The organism is Streptomyces sp. NBC_00582 (genome assembly GCF_036345155.1).
GTDB lineage: Bacteria > Actinomycetota > Actinomycetes > Streptomycetales > Streptomycetaceae > Streptomyces.
The window spans coordinates 1,526,679-1,548,545 of record NZ_CP107772.1 but is presented as its reverse complement, the minus strand read 5'-3'; the positions used below and the strand labels follow the sequence as shown (position 1 = coordinate 1,548,545).

The 21,867-nt window shown below is 72.1% G+C and carries 17 protein-coding genes and 2 pseudogenes; 5 read left to right on the top strand and 14 right to left on the bottom strand.

Annotated features, from left to right (window positions below):
• Positions 1-4 precede the first annotated feature (4 nt).
• From OG852_RS06340 to OG852_RS06330, 3 genes are all read right to left on the bottom strand, one after another.
• Positions 5-1,174, bottom strand: coding sequence for a lactate 2-monooxygenase (locus OG852_RS06340; protein ID WP_330347312.1), 1,170 nt, complete (start codon positions 1,172-1,174; stop codon positions 5-7).
• 245 nt (positions 1,175-1,419) lie between these two features.
• Positions 1,420-2,124: an alpha/beta fold hydrolase gene (locus tag OG852_RS06335; RefSeq protein ID WP_330347311.1), complete on the bottom strand. Its 705-nt coding sequence runs from the start codon at positions 2,122-2,124 to the stop codon at positions 1,420-1,422.
• Positions 2,125-2,300: 176 nt separating this feature from the next.
• Positions 2,301-3,335, bottom strand: a complete 1,035-nt coding sequence (locus OG852_RS06330) for an IS110 family transposase (RefSeq protein ID WP_133918294.1) — start codon at positions 3,333-3,335, stop codon at positions 2,301-2,303.
• A gap of 320 nt (positions 3,336-3,655) precedes the next feature.
• Between OG852_RS06330 and OG852_RS06325 the strand changes: the two genes are divergently transcribed.
• On the top strand, positions 3,656-4,870 hold the full coding sequence (locus tag OG852_RS06325; RefSeq protein WP_330347310.1) for an IS110 family transposase: 1,215 nt from the start codon (positions 3,656-3,658) through the stop codon (positions 4,868-4,870).
• 36 nt (positions 4,871-4,906) lie between these two features.
• Here the strand turns inward: OG852_RS06325 and OG852_RS06320 are convergent.
• Positions 4,907-5,128: pseudogene (locus OG852_RS06320) on the bottom strand (cytosine permease); the annotation flags it as partial.
• A gap of 3 nt (positions 5,129-5,131) precedes the next feature.
• Positions 5,132-5,707, bottom strand: coding sequence for a hypothetical protein (locus OG852_RS06315; protein WP_330347309.1), 576 nt, complete (start codon positions 5,705-5,707; stop codon positions 5,132-5,134).
• 335 nt (positions 5,708-6,042) lie between these two features.
• On the opposite strand from OG852_RS06315, the gene OG852_RS06310 reads away from it, so the two are divergent.
• Positions 6,043-6,477 carry a protease inhibitor gene (locus tag OG852_RS06310; RefSeq protein WP_133915902.1) on the top strand — a complete coding sequence of 145 codons (435 nt, stop codon included), beginning with the start codon at positions 6,043-6,045 and terminating at the stop codon, positions 6,475-6,477.
• A 186-nt stretch (positions 6,478-6,663) separates the two neighbouring features.
• On the opposite strand, the gene OG852_RS06305 is transcribed toward OG852_RS06310, so the two are convergent.
• From OG852_RS06305 to OG852_RS06290, 4 genes are all read right to left on the bottom strand, one after another.
• Positions 6,664-7,020 (bottom strand): STAS domain-containing protein, encoded by a 357-nt coding sequence (locus tag OG852_RS06305; RefSeq protein ID WP_133915903.1) that lies wholly within the window; start codon positions 7,018-7,020, stop codon positions 6,664-6,666.
• Between the two features lie 144 nt (positions 7,021-7,164).
• On the bottom strand, positions 7,165-7,380 hold the full coding sequence (locus tag OG852_RS06300; protein ID WP_330347308.1) for a hypothetical protein: 216 nt from the start codon (positions 7,378-7,380) through the stop codon (positions 7,165-7,167).
• A 35-nt stretch (positions 7,381-7,415) separates the two neighbouring features.
• Positions 7,416-8,420: a Ppx/GppA phosphatase family protein gene (locus tag OG852_RS06295; RefSeq protein WP_133915905.1), complete on the bottom strand. Its 1,005-nt coding sequence runs from the start codon at positions 8,418-8,420 to the stop codon at positions 7,416-7,418.
• Positions 8,421-8,566: 146 nt separating this feature from the next.
• Complete coding sequence (locus OG852_RS06290) at positions 8,567-10,066, bottom strand: MFS transporter (RefSeq protein WP_133915906.1); 1,500 nt, start codon at positions 10,064-10,066, stop codon at positions 8,567-8,569.
• 155 nt (positions 10,067-10,221) lie between these two features.
• Between OG852_RS06290 and OG852_RS06285 the strand changes: the two are divergent.
• Both OG852_RS06285 and OG852_RS06280 read left to right on the top strand, forming a co-directional pair.
• Positions 10,222-10,578: pseudogene (locus OG852_RS06285) on the top strand (VOC family protein); the annotation flags it as partial.
• A 36-nt stretch (positions 10,579-10,614) separates the two neighbouring features.
• Positions 10,615-11,142 carry an SRPBCC family protein gene (locus OG852_RS06280; protein WP_330351411.1) on the top strand — a complete coding sequence of 176 codons (528 nt, stop codon included), beginning with the start codon at positions 10,615-10,617 and terminating at the stop codon, positions 11,140-11,142.
• A 29-nt stretch (positions 11,143-11,171) separates the two neighbouring features.
• On the opposite strand, the gene OG852_RS06275 is transcribed toward OG852_RS06280, so the two are convergent.
• The 4 genes from OG852_RS06275 to OG852_RS06260 all read right to left on the bottom strand — a co-directional run bounded on the left by OG852_RS06275 (position 11,172) and on the right by OG852_RS06260 (position 17,310).
• Complete coding sequence (locus tag OG852_RS06275; protein ID WP_330347307.1) at positions 11,172-13,988, bottom strand: NHLP bacteriocin export ABC transporter permease/ATPase subunit; 2,817 nt, start codon at positions 13,986-13,988, stop codon at positions 11,172-11,174.
• On the bottom strand, positions 13,985-16,207 hold the full coding sequence (locus tag OG852_RS06270) for an NHLP family bacteriocin export ABC transporter peptidase/permease/ATPase subunit (protein ID WP_330347306.1): 2,223 nt from the start codon (positions 16,205-16,207) through the stop codon (positions 13,985-13,987). Before OG852_RS06270 ends, OG852_RS06275 begins: the two co-directional genes overlap by 4 nt.
• Positions 16,204-17,010, bottom strand: coding sequence for an HlyD family efflux transporter periplasmic adaptor subunit (locus OG852_RS06265; protein ID WP_330347305.1), 807 nt, complete (start codon positions 17,008-17,010; stop codon positions 16,204-16,206). Before OG852_RS06265 ends, OG852_RS06270 begins: the two co-directional genes overlap by 4 nt.
• 84 nt (positions 17,011-17,094) lie before the next feature.
• Entirely contained in the window at positions 17,095-17,310 is a 216-nt protein-coding gene (locus OG852_RS06260) for a type A2 lantipeptide (RefSeq protein WP_133915910.1), read from the bottom strand.
• Positions 17,311-18,065: 755 nt separating this feature from the next.
• Here OG852_RS06260 and OG852_RS06255 point away from each other — a divergent pair.
• Positions 18,066-19,604, top strand: coding sequence for a S1 family peptidase (locus OG852_RS06255; RefSeq protein WP_330347304.1), 1,539 nt, complete (start codon positions 18,066-18,068; stop codon positions 19,602-19,604).
• 84 nt (positions 19,605-19,688) lie between these two features.
• On the opposite strand, the gene OG852_RS06250 is transcribed toward OG852_RS06255, so the two are convergent.
• The gene (locus OG852_RS06250) at positions 19,689-21,839 is read right to left on the bottom strand and encodes a SpoIIE family protein phosphatase (RefSeq protein WP_330347303.1); all 2,151 of its coding nucleotides are present in this window, start codon (positions 21,837-21,839) and stop codon (positions 19,689-19,691) included.
• Positions 21,840-21,867 lie beyond the last annotated feature (28 nt).

Genomic DNA, 21,867 nt, shown 5'->3' with positions numbered 1-21,867 from the left:
GGGTCTACTCCCCGTCCTCGGCCAGGTCCTCGGGGCCCACCGTCGTCGGTGTGGCGTGGCCGGACAGAGCCAGCGTGAGGTCGAACTCGGCGAGCAGGCAGCGGATCACGTGTTCGACGCCGGGCTGTCCGTCGAGGCCGAGGCCGTAGACGTAGGGGCGGCCCAGGAGGACCGCCCGGGCGCCGAGGGCGAGGGCCTTGAAGACGTCGTCGCTGGTGCGGACACCGCTGTCGAACAGGACGGTCAGCCGGTCGCCCACGGCCCGTGCCACCCGGGGCAGCGCGTCGGCGGCGCCGATCGAACCGGCCACCTGCCGCCCGCCGTGGTTGGAGACGACCACACCGTCCATCCCGGCGTCCGCGGCGAGCCGGGCGTCGTCCGGGTGCAGGATGCCCTTGAGGACGATCGGGCCGTCCCAGTTCTCCCGCAGGAACGCGAGGTCGGGCCAGGTCTTCGCGGGGTCCGCGAACAGGCCGAGGAAGTGCAGCACGGCCGCGTCGGGATCCTCGGCCGGCGGTTTGGCCAGGCCCGCCCGGAAGGCCGGGTCCGAGAAGTAGTTGGCGGTGCCGACGCCGTGCAGGAACGGCAGATACGCCTGGTCGAGGTCGCGCGGCCGCCAGGCCAGCATGGGGGTGTCGAGGGTGACCACGAGCACCGTGAAGCCGCTCGCCCTCGCCCGGTTCAGGAAACTCCGCGCCACCTCGCGGTCCTTGGACCAGTAGAGCTGGAACCAGCGCTCGGCGTCCCCCATCGCCTCGGCGACCTGTTCCATCGGGGTGCTGGAGGCGGACGACAGGATGTACGGCACCCCCTGCGCGGCCGCCGCCCGGGCCGCCGCCGACTCCGCCTCCGGATGCATGATCGACAGTACCCCGACCGGGGCGAGCGCCAGCGGCGCGGGCAGCGCGCGGCCCAGCACCTCGACCGACAGATCCCGCTCATGGACGTCCCGCAGCATGCGCGGCACGATCCGGCGGCGCTCCAGGGCCGCGCGGTTCGCCCGGGCCGTGCTGCCGTCCCCCGCGCTGCCCGCCACATACCCGACCGGACCCGGCCCGAGCCGCCGCTCGGTCAGCTCCTCGAGCCGGGTCAGGTCGGTGGGCAGCCGGGGCACCCTGCCGGTCATCCCGTGGAGATAGATCTCGTACTGGAAGTCCGCCCAGTGCTTGGCCATCCGTGCCAACCGCCTCTCGTCGTCGAGCCCGCGCGCACGGCGACGATACCGGCGGGTAGTAAGGGGGCGGCCAGGGGGTGTTTCGAAAGTCCTGTGCGGTGCCCGCGGTGTCCGGTGCGTGCTCTCGGCGTGCCGGACGAAAGCCCTCGTACTGGACGTACTTGGGGTTTCGGCCGGTGCGGCGCGAGTACGTGCCGGGCGCCGCGGGTGCTGTGCGGGACTTTCGAAACACCCCCAAGGGGGTGTTACACCCCCTGGTGCGCGGCGACCGACGCGCGCAGGATCCGGGCCAGTTCGGCGGGGCGGGAGAACATCGGCCAGTGGCCGGTGTCCATCTCCACCAGCTCCCAGGTGTCGCCCTTGAGGAGTTCCGCCACGGCCGGCGGCGGGGCGTCCCCGTCGAGCAGGCACTTGATGTACGTCGAGGGAAGGTCGCCCGCGGAACCCTCGAGCTCCGCGGGCTCGGTGAGGGTGGCCCCGGGATGCGCGGTGGCCCGGGCGAGCACCCCGGCGATCTGCTCGTCGGTCAGGTCCTGCCCCACGCAGTCGTCGGCACCGAGCGGGGGCCAGACGCCCGCGTTCGCCTCGATCGCCGCGCGGACGTGGTCGCTGTCCCAGCCCGACAGGAAGGACTCCCCGGTGAACGGGACGCTCGCGTCCACGTACACCACCCTGGCGAGCCGGTCGCCGAGCCGCTCGGCCGCCTGGCCCACCGGGATCCCCGAGTAGCTGTGCCCGACCAGCACCACGTCCCGTACGCCGAGGCGCTCCACCTCGGCCACGACGTCCCGCACATGCGTCTGCTGTCCGGCGGGCACCCCGGCCTTCTCGGCGAGGCCGGACAGCGTCAGGGGATGGGCCTCGTCCCCGGCGGCGCGCAACCGGGCCGCCACCTCGTCCCAGGCCCACGCCCCCAGGAACGCGCCCGGCACCAACACGAAATGAGTCATGCCCGCACGGTAGAGGCCGGGTCTGACATTGATGCTGATACTCAGGTTCCGGCGGCCGTGGCTCGGGGTCTGACTGACGCCCTGCTGGGCTGTCTTCCGGTTGTTCTGTCCGGCCGCCGGGACCTGTTCTCATGGCTCCGGCCGGGCGGAACATGACCTGATAGCGCCTCTGTGTGTCAAGCGGCTTGAGCGAGATGAGTCCGGTGGTCGCGTTTCATGATCCGGTAGACCACGTTGGACAACCGTCGCTTGAGAGCCCTGCGGGCCTCCGAAGGCGTCTTCCCCTCACTGATCTTGCGGAGGTAGTAGTCCTGCCCGCGCCCGCCGTCGCGGATCTGGCAGACGGCGATGGTGTGCAGGACCGAGTTCAGCGCACGGTTGCCACCGGTGTTGAGCCGGTGGCGGACGTTGTTGCCGCTGGAGGCGTCCAGGGGCGCGCTGCCGGTATAGCTGGCGAAGTGATGCTCTGTGGGGAAGCGCCTGATGTCCCCGATGTGGCCGAGGACCTTCGCGGCCAGCACGGTCCCCAGCCCCGGCAGGGTAGTCAGCGTGGTGTGAGTCGCGGCGACGGCCTCGCGCATCTCGGTTTCGTTGTCCTTGACCTGCCGGTCCAGTCTGCGCAGGTCGGCCAGCAAATCACGGGCTATGTCGCGGCGGCAGTTGTCGGTGGCCGTGACCGGCCGGATCGCCTTCATCAGGGCGGCGGCCTTGTCGGCCGACAGGCCGGTGGGTGCTCCGCCGGGCAGGAGATCGCGCAAGACGGCGTGAAGTCGGTTGAGGACGCGGGTGCGCTCGTGGACCAGGTCGTCCCGCCGCTCGGTCAGCAGCCGCAGGATCGTGGTCTGGTCTTCCTGGACCACGGGTCGCAGATCATGGCGGAAGAGGGCGACCTGGGCGACGTGGAGGGCGTCCTTCGCGTCGGTCTTGCGGTCACCGCCGGTGGCCAGCAGCCGGGCCCGGGCCGACAAGGTGGAGGGCACGTCGACCACGGTCTCGCCCGCGGCGGCCAGCTGCTGGGCGACCGAGCGGCCCAGGCCGCCGGCACCCTCGACCGCGAAACGACGGTCGGGCCACTGCTCGCACCAGCGCGTCAGCTGGCGGAAGGTCCCGGCGTTGACGACGAACCGGCGCTGGGCCACCTGGTGGCCGGCGGCGTCGACGGCGACGGCGGTGTGGGACGACTTGTGGGGATCGATGCCGATCAGGATCACAGTCTGGTGCCCTCGCACTCGATGAGACAGGAAGGGGAGTGCGGTGGGCACCCTGACTTGAAGTCACCGTGTCACCTTCATGCCTCTGTCGAGCCACACCGCGCGGGTGTCGGCCGGCGGCGGCACGCTATCAGTGAGCCAGCCCGAAGGCGGCAAGGAGCACTGCGGGCCCGTGCCGACCGACACCCTGGACGCTACGGCTGCAGACCGAGCATCTGGGCTCAATTCAACAAGTCAGGAGCTTGGTCCAGAAGCCCCTTCAATGTCCTGTCTGCGCCGCCCGGCCGGTGCCCACCTCCGGTTGGGAAGGCACCATCAGCATGACATCAGAGGTTGTGGAGGACACCGCGGACCAGGACGTGTTCGGTGGGGTCGACTCCCACGCCGACACCATTCACGTTGCGGTGATCAGCGACAACGGAGGCCACCTCGCGGACGCCGAGTTCAGTACCACCGCCGCTGGATACGCCGCGGCCCTGGCCTTCCTGACCGCCCACGGAAACGTGAGCGCGATCGGCGTGGAAGGCACCGCCTCCTACGGCGCCGGCTTCACCCGCGCCGCCCGCTCAGCGCGCCTTCACGTCGTGGAGGTCAACCGGCCCGACCGGGCCGAACGCCGCCGCATCGGCAAGTCCGACCCCATCGACGCCTACGCCGCCGCCCGCGCCGCCCTGTCCGGACGCGCCCAGGCCGCGCCCAAGGACGACACCATTTCCGGCATACGCGCCCTGCACAACGCCGCCCGCTCCGCCGTCAAGGCACGCACCGCCGCCCTGAACCAGATAACCCACCTCCTCTTCACCGCACCCGAGACCATCCGCGCCAAATACAGGCAGCTCAGCGGGACAGACCGCACTGATGCCCTGGCCCGGCTACGACCGGCCGGGGACGCGGTGCACACCGCGGTCCTCACCGCGCTGAAGATCCTCGCCCGACGCGTCAAGGAGCTGACCGCCGAACACGAGGCCCTGACCCGGGCCCTGGACAGCGAGGTCAGTGCCCACAACCCCGGCCTGCGAGCCGCCTACGGCGTCGGCCCCGACACCGCGGCACAGCTGCTGGTCACCGCCGGAGGCAACCCCGAACGCATGCGGACCGAGGCATCCTTCGCCGCCCTGTGCGGCGTTGCCCCGGTCCCCGCCTCCAGCGGCAGAACGAACCGGCACCGCCTGTCCCGGGGCGGCGACCGGGACGCCAACGCGGCTCTCTACCGCATCGCTCTCGTCCGCATGTCCAGCGACGCCACAACCCGCGCATACGTGGCCCGCCAGACAGCTGCCGGCCGGACGAAGAAGGAGATCATCCGGCTCCTGAAACGAGCCATCGCCCGGGAGATCTTCCGCTGCCTCACCACTACCGTCACCGTCCCCGGCATCGCCGACCTGCGGCCCCTACGGCAAGCAAAGAACATCACCCTCACCGCCGTCGCCCAGCACTTCGGCGTCTGGCCCACCACCATCTCCAGACTTGAACGAGGCCTCAGCCGAGACGACGACCTCGCCCATGCCTACCGCGACTGGATCCAGACCACTTGACAGCAATAGGAGCATCAACGCCCCCGCGTCAACCGCCGCGCCGGGACCGGTGATCGGCGGAACCGGCACCTCCACGGCGCGGGCGAGGCGTGGCCCCTCGGGCCCGTACGCCGCCCGGGGCTCGGGGAACAGCCGCAGCAGCGCGAGGTGGAGGACGGCGGCGACGGCCAGGGACAGCGGCGGGCTGATGTCGATGCCGTTCGCCAGATCGCCCAGCGGACCGACGAACCGGCCCGGGACGTTGGTGAAGAGGACGCCGGATCATCCTTCTTCCGTGTTCCGAGAGGACGAATCGTCCCGGTGGTCGGTCACCTCCTCCGTGTCCGGCCCCTGGGCCCGTACCCGCTGGACGTGCTCCAGGGACTCCCGCAGCTCGGTGAGCCAGTCGTCGGTGTGCCGCTGGACCAGCCGGACGCACCAGGCGAGCGCGTCGCTGCGGCTGCGCGCCACACCGCCGGCGATCAGGGTGTCCAGGACCTGGCGCTCGGGCTGCCGCAGCCGGGTCATCACCGGCGCCGCGATGTGGGTGAACAGAGCGCGCTCCCCGTCGCACACCACGCCCCAGGACACCTTCCGGCCGAACCGGTGCTCGGCGTCCCGGGCCACGGCCATCCGGGCCTCCCGGGTGCGCTCCCGGAACTCCTGGATCCGGGCCGTGACGGCCGCCTCCCGCTCGGCGGCCGGGGCGTCGTCGGCGAGCCGCGGCGCGGGGACCCGGCCGATCACGGTGATCTCCTCGCGGTCCACCACGACCTCGACGAGTTCCTCGAACAGGTCGTCGGGCAGCCGCCCGGCGAACCAACCCCTCAGCTTCTCTCTCTGCTCCGAAGTAATCATGTAATGACGATTACTCCAGTGGTCCATGAACACAAGGGGTCGCGAAGGGGTCAGCCGAGAGCGGAAAGAGGGCAGGAGCGGAATGTTTCAGGCCGATTAACGAACCCGTGGAATCCGGCCATCCGGCCGACGGAAGGGATCATGAAGCGCTTGCTTCCGGCGTTGGAACGTTCGAAGTCCGTGACTTCACGCCACTGATTCAATACGCAAGGTTACTGAAACCCGTGGGGTCGATGTGAGTTTCCGCCGTGGACTCGGCAGACTCGCGGTCGCCGCGTTCGGCTCCGATCGGGCCGGCACGGCACACCCCCGAATCAAGCGGAAGGATGCACACAATGCGGAACACCGCGCGCTGGGCGGCGACCCTCGGCCTCACGGCCGCCACCGTCTGCGCTCCCCTGACCGGGGCCGCGCTCGCCGCCCCGGCCGCCGCCCCCGCCTCGCTCTACGCACCCTCGGCGCTGGTGCTCACCCTCGGCCACGGCGAGACCGCCGCGACCGCGGGCGCCGCCCGGGCCGTCACCCTGAGCTGTATGCCGGGCCCCTCCGGGACCCATCCCGCGCCCGCCCCGGCCTGCGCGGAACTGCGCGCCGTCGGCGGTGACCCGGCTGCCCTCGCGGGTCCGGGTGACGCGATGTGCACCAAGCAGTACGACCCCGTCGTCGTGACCGTCGACGGGGTGTGGCAGGGCAAGCGGATCGCCTTCGAGCGCACGTTCGCCAACGAATGTGTGAAGAACGCTGCCGAGAGCAGTCTCTTCGCCTTCTGAGACCGGGATCGCGTGGCTCCCGTGGACGCCGCGACAGGCCTGTGACGTGGGGAGTGCGGGCCAATGGACACGGGACGACCGCGATCTCGCAACCCAGGGGCCGGACGGGCGGAGTGGGGCCGCCCGCCGGCCCCTGGGGTCATCGCGTACGGAGTGTCCGGGCCGCTCGCGGGCGGTCCGGACCGGTCAGGGCGTACGGTCCGGCAGACCGTCGGGGAGCGAGGCGAGCGGCGGGAAGCGGCCCAGCAGGCCCGTCGCGCCCAACAGCCGGCGCAGATACGGCTGGTCGCAGACGATCCGCAACCGCCCGCCGCCCCGCACCGCCCGGTCCTGGGCCCGGCACAGCACCCGCAGCCCCGAACAGTCGAAGAACTCCACCCCGCGCAGATCCACCAGCACGTCGACAGCCGCCGAGGCCGTCGCCGCGTCCAGGTGGTCCGCGACGGAACCGGCCGTCGCGAGATCTATCTCGCCCGCCAGCTCCACCACGGTGTAGGGACCGTTGACACGAGTACGGGCAGGGGGAGTGGCCGGTGGCGTCATGTCCGTTCCACCTCGGCAGGGGGCTTGCGGGACCGGCGTCAAGGCCGGCCTTCGGAGCCGGTAGCTACCCCGCCGGAGCGCGCAGCATCCCTGCGCGGCCGGGCGCAAGATCTAGTTCACTCGTCCCGGTGAATTTCAGGTCTGTCACTTGTCGTTGGAGTGTCGAGGTGGTTCGTCGCCGGTGGACTCGTCGCCCTGGGACCTCTCCTGGGCCCGTTGGTTGGGGGTGATGGCCTCGGCGGCCTCGCCCCGGCGGCGCCGCCGCTCCCTCTCGGGGTCGTCGGCGCGGGCCTCGGCGTCCTCTATCTCCCGCAGGACCTCTTCGAGCGCGGTCCCGGGCGGTTCGCGGTCGTCGGACATGGCCGGCTCCTCACATCGGGTGTCTTCCGGGCTGTTCAGTGTCGCGCGACGCGCAGCGGGACCGGCTCGGGGGGTCCGGTCGGGCTGTCGGCGACGCGACTGACCTGCGCCCACCAGGCTGCGCCGTCCTCGATGTGCCGCAGCATGACGCCCTCGCGGATCGCCCAGGGGCAGACCGTGACCGTCCGCAGCCCCGCGAGTTTCATCGCCGTGTGGCCGACCACCGCCCCGGCCAGGCTCTGTCCGGCGCGCGGTGCGGAGATGCCGGGGAGCTCGGCGCGTCGGGCGGCGGGCAGGGCGGCGAGCCGGTCGACGGCCGTGCGCAGGTCGCGTCGGTCCAGGGTGCGGTCCACGAACGGGCCGTGCCGGCCCGGCAGGGATCCGCACAACCGGCCGAGCTGCTGGAACGTGCGGGAGGTGGCCACCGCCGTGCGCGGGCCCTCCCAGCGGATCCGGGCGGCCACGTCCCGGAGCTGATGGCGGACCCTGCGGCGCAGCGCCCGGACCTGGTCGGGGGAGGGCGGGTCCTCGTCGACGAAGAAGTCATGCGTGAGCCGGCTCGCCCCGAGCGGCAGCGAGGCCACGAAGTCCGGCAGCCGGCCGCGGCCGAACGCCACCTCGAACGAGCCCCCGCCGATGTCGAGCAGGGCGAGCGGCCCGGACCGCCAGCCCATCCAGCGGCGCGCCCCGAGGAAGGTCAGCTCCGCCTCCAGCTCGCCCGGCATGGTGCACAGCGCGACCCCGGTCCGGGTGCGGACCGTCCGCAGCACCTCCGCCTGGTTGGGGGCGGCGCGCACCACGGCGGTGGCGAAGGCCAGGGGACCCGCGGCACCCCAACGGTCCGCGGTCCGGGCCGCCGAGGCGACCGCGGCCACCAGTCGTTCCACGGCCTCCTCGGGGACGGCGGCGCCGGGCCGGACCTGTTGGGACAGGCGCAGCCGCCACTTCGCGGTGTGCACCGGGAGCGGCACCCCGCCCTCGGCGTCCGCCACCACCAGCCGCACCGTGTTCGATCCCACGTCCAGCACGCTGATTCTCATGGCCCGGCGAGTACCCAGACGGCCGATTCCCTACGCGGGAGTACGCGGGAGTGCATACGAAAGGAGCCACCTCCCTCACGGGCGGTGGCTCCTCGTTCCCCGGCGCGGCTCCCGGACTCCGGGGCGGTGTGCCCCTCACACAGGGACTACATGTGGACGACCGGGGCCGCGTCCGCGTCCTGCTGCGGCACTCCGCGGCGGAACAGCAGGAACGCGATCAGCGCACCCGCCGTGAACAGGCCGGCCGACCACCAGAAGGCGGTGGTGTAGCTCTCGATGGTCGCCTGCGCCTGGACCAGCTTGCTGGTGGCGTCCCGGCCGGCCAGGTAGTCGGTCGCGGCGCTCGCGGCCAGGGTGTTCAGCAGGGCCGTGCCGATCGAACCGCCCACCTGCTGCATGGCGTTGACCGTCGCGGACGCCACGCCCGCGTCCTCGGCGGCGACCCCGCCGGTGGCCATCTGCATGGCGGGCGGCATGACCAGGCCGAGGCCGACACCGGTGACGACCAGCTGCGGCAGCACCGCGCTCGTGTAGTCGGACCCCACGCCGATCCCGGTCAGCCAGGCCATACCGGCCGCCGCGACCGCGAAGCCCAGCGGGATGACCGCCTTCGGTCCCATACGGGGCACCAGGACCGTCGTGCCGACCTGTGCCGTCACCATCAGCGCGGCGACCATCGGCAGGAACGCCACACCGGTCTTCGTCGGGCTGAAGCCCAGGTTGAGCTGGAGGTAGTAGGTGAGGAAGAGGAACACGCCGAACATGCCCGCACCGGAGATCAGCACGGCGAAGAAGGAGGCGGCGCGGTTGCGGTCGAGCAGGATGCGCAGCGGCAGCAGCGGGTGCTCCGCGCGGGTCTGCCACCAGGCGAACGCCACCAGCAGCACCCCGCCCGCTATCAGGAAGCCCCAGGTCAGCGCGGAGCCCCAGTCGTGCGTCTCGGCGTTGGAGAAGCCGTAGACCAGGGAGAACAGCCCGGCGGCGACCAGGACGGTGCCGGGGACGTCCAGCTTGGAGCCGCCGGCGTCGCGGTGGTTGGTCAGCAGGATCCAGCCGCCCGCGAAGGCGAGGACGGCGATGGCCACGTTGACGTAGAGGGTCCAGCGCCAGTCCAGGGCGTCGGTCAGGATGCCGCCGAGCAGCAGGCCCACCGCGCCGCCCGCGCCGGCGATGGCGCCGTAGACGCTGAACGCCTTGGCCCGCTCCTTGGCGTCGGTGAACGTCGTGTTGAGCAGGGAGAGCGCGGCCGGTGCGAGCAGCGCGCCGAAGGCGCCCTGGAGGGCACGGGCGGTGACGAGCATCTCGAAGTTGGTGGCGGCGCCGCCCAGCGCGGAGACCGCGGCGAAGCCGACGACCCCGACGAGGAAGGCGGTCTTGCGGCCGAAGAGGTCCGCGATCCGGCCGCCGAGCAGCAGCAGCGAGGCGAACGCCAGCGCGTACGCGGTGACGATCCACTGCCGGTTGCCGTCGGAGAACCCGAGGTCCGCCTGGGCCGAGGGGAGGGCGATGTTCACGATGGTGGCGTCCAGCACCACCATGAGCTGGGCCAGGGCGACGACCGCGAGGATCCACCACTTCCTGGTGGAAGCGGGCGGCGCCGGCTCGGCGCCCGTGCGGGCGCCGTCCGTCAAGGTCTTCGAGGACATGGGGAACCACTCCAGGGCGTTCGGTGCGGTGGGAGCAGGCAGGGCAAAGAACACGTAAACGAAACTGTTTCGTACACATCGAGGCTAGACCACTTTCAGCGAAACGGCAAAGTTTCGTTAGCGGGGGTCGCCGGGGCGGCCGTAGCGTGGACCCCATGCCGGAACTCGCCGGAATCCACCATGTGAAGATCCCCGTCACCGACCTCGACCGGGCCCGCGACTGGTACGCCAGGGTCCTCGGCTTCCGGGTCACCCTCGAGTTCCCCGACGCCGAGGGTGTGCTGCGCGGGGTCGGCGGCCCGCTCCCGGGGCTGGGGGACACCCTGCTCGCCCTCCGGGTCAACCCGGAGGCGGCCCTCGGCTGCCGGAACTTCGATCCCGTGAGCTTCGCGGTCCGCGACCGGGCCGCGGTCGAGGCCTGGGCCGCCCACCTCGACGCGCTCGGCGTCCCGCACTCCCCCCTGATCGAGGCCACCCTCGGCCCGCTGCTCGTCTTCGACGACCCCGACGGCATCCAGCTCCACCTGTACGGCCGGGAGCAGTACGGCGTGGACCCCTCCGACCTCACGGGCGTCCATCTCACCCTGGACGACGGACGGCCCGCGGTCCGCTTCACCCGCACCTACGCCCATCCGGTCGCCCGCGTCTGGCGGTTCGTCACCGACCCGGCCGAACTGGCCCACTGGTTCCCGTCCCGGGTGGCGGTGGACCTGCGTCCCGGCGGCACGATCCACTTCAGCGGGGATCCGAACCTGCCCGAGTCGACCGGCAGGGTCCTCGCGGTGGACGCGCTCAGCCATCTGTCCTTCGCCTGGGGCGGCGACGAACTCCACTTCGATCTCGAACCCGACGGCGACGAACGCACCCGCCTCACCCTCACCGACGTCCTGGAACGCGCCGACGCCGCCGCGCGCAACGCCGCCGGCTGGGAGGTGTGCCTGGCCGCGCTGGACACCAGGGCGGCGGGTGGTCCGGCGGCCGCACCGGACGGGGGCACCCGATCCTGGGAGGCGTACTACCGGGCCTGTCTCGCGGCCGGCTTCCCCTCCGGGGCGCCGGTGCCCGGAGCGACCTGATCCACGGCGGCCCCCACAGTCTCCTGAGGCTACGTCAACTGCCGTCGCACCAGCTCGTGCAGCCGCCCGCCCGTGTCCGCGAGGAGCCGGGCGGGCGGCCCCTGCTGGGTGATCTTCCCGTTCTCCATCACGACGACCCGGTCGGCGTCCAGCACCGTCGACAGCCGGTGGGCGATGACGATCCGGGTGGCGTTCAGCTTGCGGGTGCTCTCCATGACCGTGCGCTGGGTGTCGTTGTCCAGGGCGCTGGTCGCCTCGTCGAAGAACAGGATGCGCGGCCGGCGGATGAGGGCCTGGGCGATCATCAGCCGCTGGCGCTGGCCGCCGGAGACCGAGCCGCTGCCGGAGACGATGGTGTGCAGCCCCATCGGCATCCGCCGGATGTCCTCCGCGAGCCCCGCCAGTTCGGCGGCCGCCATCGCCTCCTCCGGGGTGTAGGCCTCGGTGCCGCAGATGACGTCCAGGATCGACCCGGTGAACGGCTGCGCGTGCTGCAGCACCACACCGCAACTCCGGCGCACCGCCGACCGGTCGAGGGCGGCCAGGTCCTGGCCGTCGTAGAGGACACTGCCCGAGACCGGCCTGTCGAAGCCGATGAGCAGACGCAGCAGCGTCGACTTGCCGCAGCCGCTGGGGCCGACGACCGCCACGAACTCGCCCGGCCGGACCTCGAAGGAGACGTCGTCGAGGACGAGCGGGCCGTCGTCGGAGTAGCGGAAGGAGAGCCGCCGGGCCTCCAGGGCGCCGGAGAGCGGGGCCGGCCGGGTGCTCGCCGAGCGGACCTCCGGCGTCGCCTCCAGCACCGGGCGGATCTCCTCGAACAGCGGCAGCGCGCCCACCGCCGCCACGAAGGCGCCGGTCAGCGAGGTGACCGAGGTCAGCAGCAGTGTCATCGACGTGTTGAAGGTGAGGAAGTCCGCCGCCGACAGCGCGCCGCGCGCCGGACCGGCCAGCAGCATGAACATCAGCAGGGAACACAGCGGCAGGTACACCGCGCCCAGCACGGTGGTGAGGTTCTTGATCCGGCCGAGCCGCTGCTGGAGCTCACGGCTGCGCGCGAACCGTTCCGCCCAGGCCGCGTACGCGTAGTTCTCGGCGGCCGCCACCCGCAGCTTCGGCAGACCCCGCAGGGTCTGGAACGCCTGGTTGTTGAGCTGGTTGGAGAGCACCACCAGCCGCCGCTGCCACCGCACCTGCCACAGCCCGAGCCCCAGGAACACCCCCGCGATCACGACGAGCATGCCGATCGCCGCCAGCGCCATCGGCACGCTGTACCACAGCAGCAGCCCCAGGTTCATCGCGCCGACGGTCACCGACTGCGCCACCGAGGGGCCGAGCCCCGCCAGCAGCCGGCGGATCGCGCTGACGCCCATGGCGGCACTGGCCAGCTCACCCGTGGACCGCTCGGCGAAGAACGTCGTCGGCAGCCTCAACAGCCGGTCCCACACGGCCGGTTGGAGCGTCGACTCGATCCGGCCCTCCAGCCGCAGGATGGTGAGGTTCTGCAACAGCAGGAACGCCGCCGCGACCACCCCGCTGACCATCACGGCCAGACACATCTGCGCGATCGCCCCCGCCTGTGCCCTCGGCACGTACGCGCCGAGCACCTTGCCCGTCGCGATCGGCACCAGCGCCCCGATCGCCACCGTCACCAGCCCGCTCAGCAGCATGTTGCCCAGATCGCCGCCGGTGCCGCGCATGCTGAACCGCAGCAGGCCCAGCGGGCTCAAACCCCGTTCGGGCAGCGGCCGGTAGAACATCACGGCCCGCGGCTCGAACTCCTCGGCGTTCGCCTTCTCGACCGGGGTCTCCCGCCCGGTCGCCGGGTGGACGGCGACATACCCGCCGCGCCGCCAGAGCAGCGCGACCGGGGCCCCGGACAGCGCCCGGTGGCCGACCAGCGGGCCCACGTCGTCGCGCCACCAGCGCCCGTCGAGCCGTACCGCACGGGTACGCACCCGGGAGGCCAGGGCCACCTGCTCGACCGGGTCGAGACGGTCGTCACCGGCCCCCGCCCGCGCGGGCTCCGCGAGGACGATCCCGGCCGCCTCGGCGACCAGCCGGCAGGCGGCGAAGGTGGCGTCCGCGTCGGCGGGCGTGGTGCGCCGGCCCCCCTTGCCGCCGATCGCGGCGAGCAGGGTCCGGTCGGCCTGCGCCCGGACCGCCTCGCCCGCCTTGATCCCGGCGGCGGCACGCGTCTCGTGGGTGCGCTCCACCTGCTCGATCCAGCGGTCCAGCGTGGTCAGCAGGCGGTACTGCTGGTCGACCATGCTCTGCCACACCGCCGGGTCCATCAGCAGGTCGGCGGCCGCCTCCGCGCCGTAGAGGGAGCCGTACCGCACGCTCCCCGGCGGGACCTGCATCCAGAACACGTCGTCGTCGGTCACCTCGGCCGGCTGCTCCGAGGCCGTCGGTGCCTGGAAGAGGACGGTCAGACCGCGGCCGACGCCGAGCGCGAGCGCGTACTCCAGCGGGCTCGACGTCGGCGGCACGTACCGCGGGTTGCCGTACTCGTCGTAGGACCAGGTCTGGGTGCCGGCGGGCCGGTACAGCTCGCGCAGACCGATGCGGTGCACCACACAGTCGCGCGACGGGCGGGCGATCAGGGTGTGTTGCGGCCCGGAGACCGGACCGAGCAGCAGCGCGCCCGCCTCCAGACGGCCCAGGTGGTGCCAGTGGCCCTGCTGTTCGGCGTCCACCGCGAACAGGTCCAGGGCACCGGACGTGACCAGCCACAGCACCTGGGGGCCCTCGAGGTCGAGGCGGCCGAAGCCGGCGCAGTCGACGCGCGCACCCGTCCCGCCCAGCGCGCCGAGGACGACATCACCGTCCTGCACGGGACTCACCGCTCCCTGACCAGCGCCGCGTACGCCCCGCCGCGCGCGACGAGGTCCTCGTGCCGCCCGCGCTCGACGATCGTGCCGTGCTGGAGCACCACGATCTCGTCGCTGTCGCGGACCGTGCTCAGCCGATGGGCGATCACCACACAGGCGCAGCCGCGCCGGCGCAGGTTGTCCATCACGACCAGCTCCGTCTCCGCGTCCAGCGCGCTCGTCACCTCGTCCAGGACGAGGATGCTGGGCCTGCGCACCAACGCCCGCGCGATCTCCAGGCGTTGACGCTGACCACCGGAGAAGTTGCGGCCGTCCTGCTCGACCCTGGCGGTGATGCCGCCGGGCCGGCGCATGACGACGTCGTACAGCGCCGCGTCCCGCAGCGCCTCGACCACCGCGTCGTCCGGGATGGACGGGTCCCACAGCGCCACGTTGTCGCGGACGGTGCCCTCGAAGAGGAACACCTCCTGGTCGACGAAGGAGACGGAGGAGGCGAGCGCCCCGCGCGGGATGTCCTCCAGCCGCTGTCCGTCGATCCGGATCACGCCCTCCCAGGGCGTGTACAGACCGGACAGCAGCCGGGAGACCGTCGACTTCCCGCTGCCCGAGCCGCCGACCAGCGCCACCTGCTGCCCGGGGCCGACGCTCAGGTCGAACCCCGACAGCAGGGGCTTGTCCAGCGGGCTGTAGCCGAACGTGACGTCCTCCAGCTCGACATGCCCCCGGAGCCGGCGGGTGGAGTCGGCGCCCGTGCGACGGTCGTAGAGCGGGTCGGCGCGGAAGCTCTCCACGTCCTTGAGCCGGGCCACGTCCGCCGCGAAGTCCTGGATCCGGCCCGCCACCCCGTTGAGGCGGGTCAGCGGCGCCGTGAAACGGGCGACCAGCGCCTGGAAGGCGACCAGCAGCCCCACGGAGACATGGCCCTCGATGGCCCGCATCCCGCCGATCCACAGGATCAGCGCGCTGTTGAGGGTGGCGAGCGTCGGCGCGACCACGCCCAGCCAGGCGCTCGGCACCCCGAGCCGCTGCTGCTCCTCCAGCGTGGTGGCGTGCTGCCCCGCCCACTTGCGGAAGTAGCCGTCCTCCCCGCCGGTCGCCTTCATCGTCTCGATCAACTGCAGCCCGGTGTACGCCGTGTTGGTGAGCCGTGCGGTGTCCGCGCGCAGCTTCGCCGTCCGGGTCGCGCGCATCCGGACCACGATCCGCATGGCGACGACGTTCAGCAGCGCCACACCGATGCCGACGAACGTGAGCTGCGGGTCGTAGGTGTAGAGGAGGACCGCGTACAGGACGACGACGATCGCGTCCACGCCCGCCGAGGCCAGATCGCGGGCGAGGGTCTCGGCGACGGCGTCGTTCGACTGGAGGCGCTGCACCAGGTCGGCCGGGCTGCGCTGGGAGAAGAACGTCACCGGCAGCCGCAGCAGATGGCGCAGGAACCGGGCGCTGGAGAGCGTGGAGGAGATGATGCGGCCGTGGTGCAGGTTGGCCTGTTGCAGCCAGGTCAGCGCGACCGTCAGCAGGACACAGGTGCCCATGGACGCGAACAGCACCCCCAGCAGCGAGGTCTGACCGCCGATCAGGAACAGGTCGATGTAGGTCCGGCTCAGCGCCGGGACGGCGGCACCGACCAGCACCAGCAGCAGACTCGCCAGCACCGCGGCCGGCAGGGTGCCCGCCGTGCCGCGCAGCCGGGCCGGCATCGCGCCCAGCACCCCCGGCCGGCGTCCGCCGCGTTCGAACCCCTCGCCGGGCTCCAGCACCAGCACGACACCGGTGAAGCTGCCGTCGAAGTCCTCCATCGGCACGAACCGCCGCCCCTTGCCGGGGTCGTTGACGTACACGCCCCGGCGGCCGAAGCGGCGGCCCATGCCGTCGTAGACGACGTAGTGGTTGAACTCCCAGAACAGGATGGCGGGCGCCCTCACCTCGGCGAGGGCCGCCAGGTCCATCTGCATGCCCTTGGCCGTCAGGCCGTAACCCCGCGCCGCCTTCAGCAGGTTGCCGGCGCGCGAGCCGTCGCGCGAGACACCGCACGCGATGCGCAGTTCCTCCAGCGGGACATGCCGGCCGTAGTGGCCGAGGACCATCGCGAGGGAGGCGGCGCCGCACTCCACGGCCTCCATCTGCAGCACGGTCGGGGTGCGGACCGTCTTCGTACGGCTCCTGGGGACCGTGCGCCGGGGCGGCGCCGCGCGCCGTCGGCTCCGGGTCCGCTCGGCGGTGGTCACGGAAGCAGCCAATCGACGGGGCGCTGGTCGGCCAGCCGGATCGAACCGGTGGCCATGGTCATGGAACCGATCGTGTACGGCGGCCCGTCCGCCGACGACCACCGGTAGCCGCTCTTCGTGGACGCCGACGTGTCGAGCCGTACGAGCACCGCCACCGGACGTCCGTCCTCGGTGAACTGCTCGCCGAGCCGGCTGTCGCCGAGGAACGCGGAGATCTGCTGCGCCGACTGGGCCGTACGGTCCACCGACTTCACATGGCCGCGCAGCACGCCGTACTCCTGGGCGGGCACGGTCTGCACGGTCAGGTCGACGGCCGCGTCCTCGGGGATCGACGCGGCGTTCCGGGCCGGTACGTACACCGTCGCGTACAGCGGGTCGTCGGCGCCCGCGACCTTCTCCACGGCCGCGACGTTCGCGCCGGTGGAGAGGATCTGGCCGAGCGTGACGGCGAGGGCGGTGATCCGGCCCGCGGCGACCGTGCGCACGACGGCCTCCCCGTCGGCCGTACGGACCTTCAGCACGGGGGAGTCGGCGGGCAGCCGTTCGCCCTCCTTGGCGAGGACGGCGGTGACCTGGCCGGCGGCCGGGCTCTGCAGGAGGTAGCTGCCCTCGCCGTGGGTGAGGACGGCGGGCGCGCTCACCGTGGAGGCGACCGAGCCGGTCACCGCCCACCCGGAGGCGGCCGCCAGGACGGCGACGGTCACGGCCAGCACCAGCCGGCCCTGTGGGCGCGCGAAACGCACCGGCAGGTCGAGTTCCTCCGGTGACTGGAGCTTGGCGAGGGCCTGTTGGCGGAACTGCACGGGCTTCTCTCGAGGGGTCGGGACGCCGACGAGTCCCGGAGCCGGGTGGGGGCTCCGGGACTCGGGAGGTCACACGGGGTGTGATCAGAGACCGGCGACCAGGTTGGCGACCGGGGCGGTGCTCAGGCCGGTGACGCCCTCGACGGTGCCGACGGCCGTGTTGACCAGGCCGGAGACCGGGGCGATGCCGTCCACCAGGCCCGTGACGGTGCCGAGGGCGTTCACGGACAGACCGCCGGAGACGTTGTCGAGGTCCGCGTCGGAGATCTCGACGGTCTCAACCTGGGGGGTGGAGTTCATGGGGGAACTTCCCTTCATATGGATATCTCACAAGGGGGGAGCGGCCCCCTCTGGGGACAGATGACGGCCGCGACCGTCAGGGCCGAACCCCCGTTTCCGGGAGGCGTCCGAACCCTGCGGTGCGATGGATGAAAGCAGGTCCGCCGGGCCCGCTTCCAATCAATCACCGGCCTCACCTGGGAACTTGCGGCACTCCGGCGGCAAACGGTGCAGGCGCGCGCACGACTTGTCGCCGACTCCTTCACGACTTTGGCCGGATTCGCTCGGATGAGCGGCGGGGGCTGTCGCGGCGAATCCGACACTCCTGCCCCAATGGCGTGTGCGACCCCCGGGAGTTGTGCAGAATCCCCGCTTCCGGTGACCCGGTTGGGCAATCGGTGTGCAGATTCTCCGACGACCGCCGAGCGTGACGGCCTGCTCACCGTGCGTGGTCCGGCGCCGCGGCCGGAGCTGTCGGGATCGAGACATCCGATCAAGCCGACGCTGTGGGGGGCCTGTGCGCCTGGCGGGATGTCGACGGTCGTGTCCTGGAAGGATCCCGTCTGCTTCGCGGGCGGTCGTCGCGGTATGGGCGGTTCCCTCCCCATGGCCCGGTCAGGACACGGTCATGGCCGATTCCGCATTGCGCAAAGGCAATTGGCAAACGCGATTGAACGCACCCCGTGCAGCCCGCGTACTCATGGCCAACCAGGCGCCGCTGTACGGAGCTGTCGACGACCGGCAGCCAGACCCCGTCCCCCAGGAGGTCGAGTTTTTTGAGTCACAAGCGAGTTACGAAGCGCAAGGCCATCATCGCGGTCGGTGGTGTCGCGGCGCTCGGAGCAGCGGCCATCCTGCTTCCCCAGGCCAACGCCTCCCAGGACGGCTCCAACAACGCCGCCTCCGTCAAGACCCTGAAGTCGGGCGACGCCTCGGACCTCGCCGCACAGCTCGAGGAGCTGCTCGGTGACGCCTTCGCCGGTTCGTACTACGACTCCGACGGCCAGCAGCTCGTGATCAACGTCGTGAACGTCGACGGCGACGACAACAACGTCATCGTCCAGGCCGAGAAGGCCGGCGCCAAGGTCCGCCAGGTGGAGAACAGCGCGGCCGAACTCGCGGCCGCCGCCAAGACGCTGAAGGCGGAGGCGACCCTCCCCGGCACCGCCTGGGCCGTCGACCCGAAGACGGACAAGATCCTGGTCACCGCCGACTCCACGGTCACCGGCAACAACTGGGACAAAATCCAGTCCACGGTCGCGAAGCTCGGGTCGGGCATGGCGACCCTCAAGAAGTCGGCCGGCACCTTCTCCACGAAGGTCTCCGGCGGTGACGCCATCTTCGCCCAGGCGGAGGGCGGCACGGTCCGCTGCTCCCTCGGCTTCAACGTCACCGCGAGTGACGGAAGCCCGGCCTTCCTGACCGCCGGCCACTGCGGTGTGGCCGCCAAGCAGTGGTCCGACTCCGAGACCGGCCAGCCGATCGCCACGGTCGACCAGGCGACCTTCCCCGGCGACGGCGACTTCGCACTCGTGAAGTACGACGACCCGAACACCGAGGCGCCGAGCGAGGTCAATGTCGGCCAGCAGACCGTCGCCATCTCGCAGGCCGCCGACGCGGTCGTGGGCACCCAGGTCTTCCGGATGGGCAGCACCACCGGCCTCAACGACGGCCAGGTGCTCGCCCTCGACGCCACGGTCAACTTCCAGAGCGAGACCGACCCCAACGGCGTCGACACCGTCAACGGCCTCATCCAGACGAACGTCTGCGCCGAGCCCGGCGACAGCGGCGGCCCCCTGTTCACCCAGGACGGCCAGGCGATAGGCCTGACCTCGGGCGGCAGCGGTGACTGCCAGGCCGGCGGCGAGACCTTCTTCCAGCCGGTGACCACCGCCCTGCAGGCGACCGGCGCGACCCTCGGTGACGGCGGCGGTGTCGGCGCCGGAGACGGGGTCGGCGGTGACAACGCCGGTGCGGGTGCCGTGGACGAGAACGGTGACGGTATCGACGACAACACCGGCGAGGCCGTCCAAGGCGGCGACGACAACGCCGGCGTGGGTGCCGTGGACGAGAACGGTGACGGTATCGACGACAACACCGGCGAGGCCGTCCAGGGCGGCGACGACAACGCCGGTGCGGGTGCCGTGGACGAGAACGGTGACGGTATCGACGACAACACCGGCGAGGCCGTCCAGGGCGGCGACGAGGCCGGCAACGGCCAGGAGGCCGGCAACGGCGCCCAGGACCAGAACGGCGCCGACGCGCAGGACAACAACGGTGTCGAGGGCGGCTCGGGCGTGAACGAGTCGCACTGACACCGCGTCAGCACACGCTGACCACCGGAACCAAGTGAACGGTCCGGCCCTCCGGCGGGGGCCGGACCGTTCACGTCCGGCTGGTCACCGATCCCCGGCCCGCAGCAACAGCAGCGCCACGTCGTCGATCCGCTCCTCGGCCGCCGCGTACGGCCTCACCAGCTCGTCGGCCAGCTCCTCCAGCGGACGGTCGCCGACCGCGCCCAGCCGCCGCCCCAGAGCGGCGACCGCGTCCTCGATGTCCACCCCCGGTGTCTCGATCAGCCCGTCGGTGTACAGCGCGAGGACACAACCGGGGGCGAGTTCCACCTCCGTCGTCGGATACGTCGCCGCCCCGTCGATGCCCAGCAGCGGACCGCCCGCGAGGTCGAGGACCCGCACCTGTCCGTCCGCCCGGCGCAGCAGCGGCGGGGGATGCCCGGCCCGCGCCATCACCGCCCGGCCGTGTTCCGGGTCCAGCCGCAGATACAGACAGCTCGCGAACAGCTCCGACCCCAGGTCGATCAGCAGCCGGTTGGTGCTGCGCATCACCTCCGCCGGCTCCTGCCCGACGGTCGTGTACGCCCGTACGGCCGTCCGGAGCTGGCCCATCAGCCCGGCCGCCGTCACGTTGTGGCCCTGGACGTCCCCGATCACCGCCGCCGCCTGCGGCCGGGACGGCACCAGGTCGTAGAAGTCGCCGCCGATCTCCATGCCCCGGGTGGCCGGCAGATAGCGGGCGGTCGCCTGCACACCGGGCAGCGGAGGCAGCGAGTGGGGGAGGAGGGCCGCCTGCAGGCCGTGCGCGAGCTGGTGCTTGACGTCGTAGAGCAGGGCCCGGTCCAGGGCCTGCGCGATCAGCCCGGCCAGACTGGTCAGCACCGCCCGCTCGTGCGTGGAGAACTCGTGCGGTTCCGCGTACGTCAGCACACACGCGCCCACCGGGCGGCCCGAGGCGATCAGCGGCAGGTACGCCCAGGCCGCGAAGCCGTCCGGGGTGGAGCGCTTGGCCGGATACAGCTGCTCCAACTGCCGCCGGGACGCGAAGAACGCCGGGACGCCGTGGGCGACGGCGTGCGCGCCCGGCGTCCCGGCCGACAGCGGCATCCCGTCGAACCGCTCCACCACCCGCGGGTCGGGATACCCGTGATGGCCCAGCACGTGCAGCCGGCCCGCCCGCGCCCCGAGCAGCGCCAGCGCCTGGCTGCCCACGGTCGGCGCGATCTCGTCCGCGACCAGACCCACCACGTCCTGCACGGTCACCGTCTCGGTCAGCGCCCCCGCGAGGCTCAGCGCCTGCGACATCGACACCAGCCGGGTCGGCGCGTCGCCCGGACGGGCCGGCGACGGCCGGGGCTCCGAGACGTTGCGGGCCCGGGTGATCCGCACACTGATCCCCGTGGTGCTCGGATACAGCCGGAACGACAGCCAGTCCGAGGGCGGCCGCAGCGCCACGAACGACACGGGTGCCTGACCGATCAGCGCCGCCCGGTAGCGCTCCTCGTACGAGGGATCGTTGAGCCAGGGCACCGCCGCCCACAGCTGCACCCCGAGCAGCCGTTGCACCGGCGCCCCGAGCAGTTCCGCCGCCGCCGCGTTGGCGAAGCCCACCCGCCCGCTCAGGTCCAGCGAACACAGCCCGTACGGCAGCCGGGCCACCATCCGGGCCGCCTCCACGGTGCCGAGGGTGTCCGCGGTGCCGCCGATCGACCACGCGTCCATCAGATCCGACTCGACCCGCAGCGTACGGTTCTCCGCCACCGTCCGCTCCAGTCGCACCGCCAGCCGCTCGCAGCCCGCCGTCAGCTCCTCGCGCTCCCGCTCGGACAGCTCCGGCGGATGCGAACTGGGCCAGGTCACGTACACCGCGCCGTACGCCCGCGCCTCCGTCGCCACCGGCATCGCCGCCAGCGCGAAGGGGTACGGCAGCACGACCGCGATCCGGGGATAGCGGCGGGCCATGTCCTCCTCCCCGCCGACCCACACCAGCCGCCGTTCCCGCACCGCCTCCGCCACCGGGATCGGCGCGTTCAGGCCGACCCGCTCCCAGGGCGCCGCGAACGAACGGGGCAGGCCCGCGGTCACCGCCATCTGGAGCACCGGTTCGTCGCCCGGCCGCAGATACACCGCACCCGAGTGCGCGCCGACCGCGTCCATCATCGAGGTCAGCGCCAGGGACAGCAGCGGCCTGCCCACCGGCGACCGCACGGGTGCGGTCGCCTGACCGGCCTCCAGCCCGTCGGACACGGCGACCACCTCCTCGGTCCACCGGCCACCCCGGGTT

What these genes read in the sequence shown, in the direction of transcription:
- OG852_RS06340 (WP_330347312.1), bottom strand. Translation starts at nt 1,174, where the DNA reads ATGGCCAAGCACTGGGCGGACTTCCAGTACGAGATCTATCTCCACGGG.
- OG852_RS06335 (WP_330347311.1), bottom strand. Translation starts at nt 2,124, where the DNA reads ATGACTCATTTCGTGTTGGTGCCGGGCGCGTTCCTGGGGGCGTGGGCC.
- OG852_RS06325 (WP_330347310.1), top strand. Translation starts at nt 3,656, where the DNA reads ATGACATCAGAGGTTGTGGAGGACACCGCGGACCAGGACGTGTTCGGT.
- OG852_RS06315 (WP_330347309.1), bottom strand. Translation starts at nt 5,707, where the DNA reads ATGATTACTTCGGAGCAGAGAGAGAAGCTGAGGGGTTGGTTCGCCGGG.
- OG852_RS06310 (WP_133915902.1), top strand. Translation starts at nt 6,043, where the DNA reads ATGCGGAACACCGCGCGCTGGGCGGCGACCCTCGGCCTCACGGCCGCC.
- OG852_RS06305 (WP_133915903.1), bottom strand. Translation starts at nt 7,020, where the DNA reads ATGACGCCACCGGCCACTCCCCCTGCCCGTACTCGTGTCAACGGTCCC.
- OG852_RS06300 (WP_330347308.1), bottom strand. Translation starts at nt 7,380, where the DNA reads ATGTCCGACGACCGCGAACCGCCCGGGACCGCGCTCGAAGAGGTCCTG.
- OG852_RS06295 (WP_133915905.1), bottom strand. Translation starts at nt 8,420, where the DNA reads ATGAGAATCAGCGTGCTGGACGTGGGATCGAACACGGTGCGGCTGGTG.
- OG852_RS06290 (WP_133915906.1), bottom strand. Translation starts at nt 10,066, where the DNA reads ATGTCCTCGAAGACCTTGACGGACGGCGCCCGCACGGGCGCCGAGCCG.
- OG852_RS06260 (WP_133915910.1), bottom strand. Translation starts at nt 17,310, where the DNA reads ATGAACTCCACCCCCCAGGTTGAGACCGTCGAGATCTCCGACGCGGAC.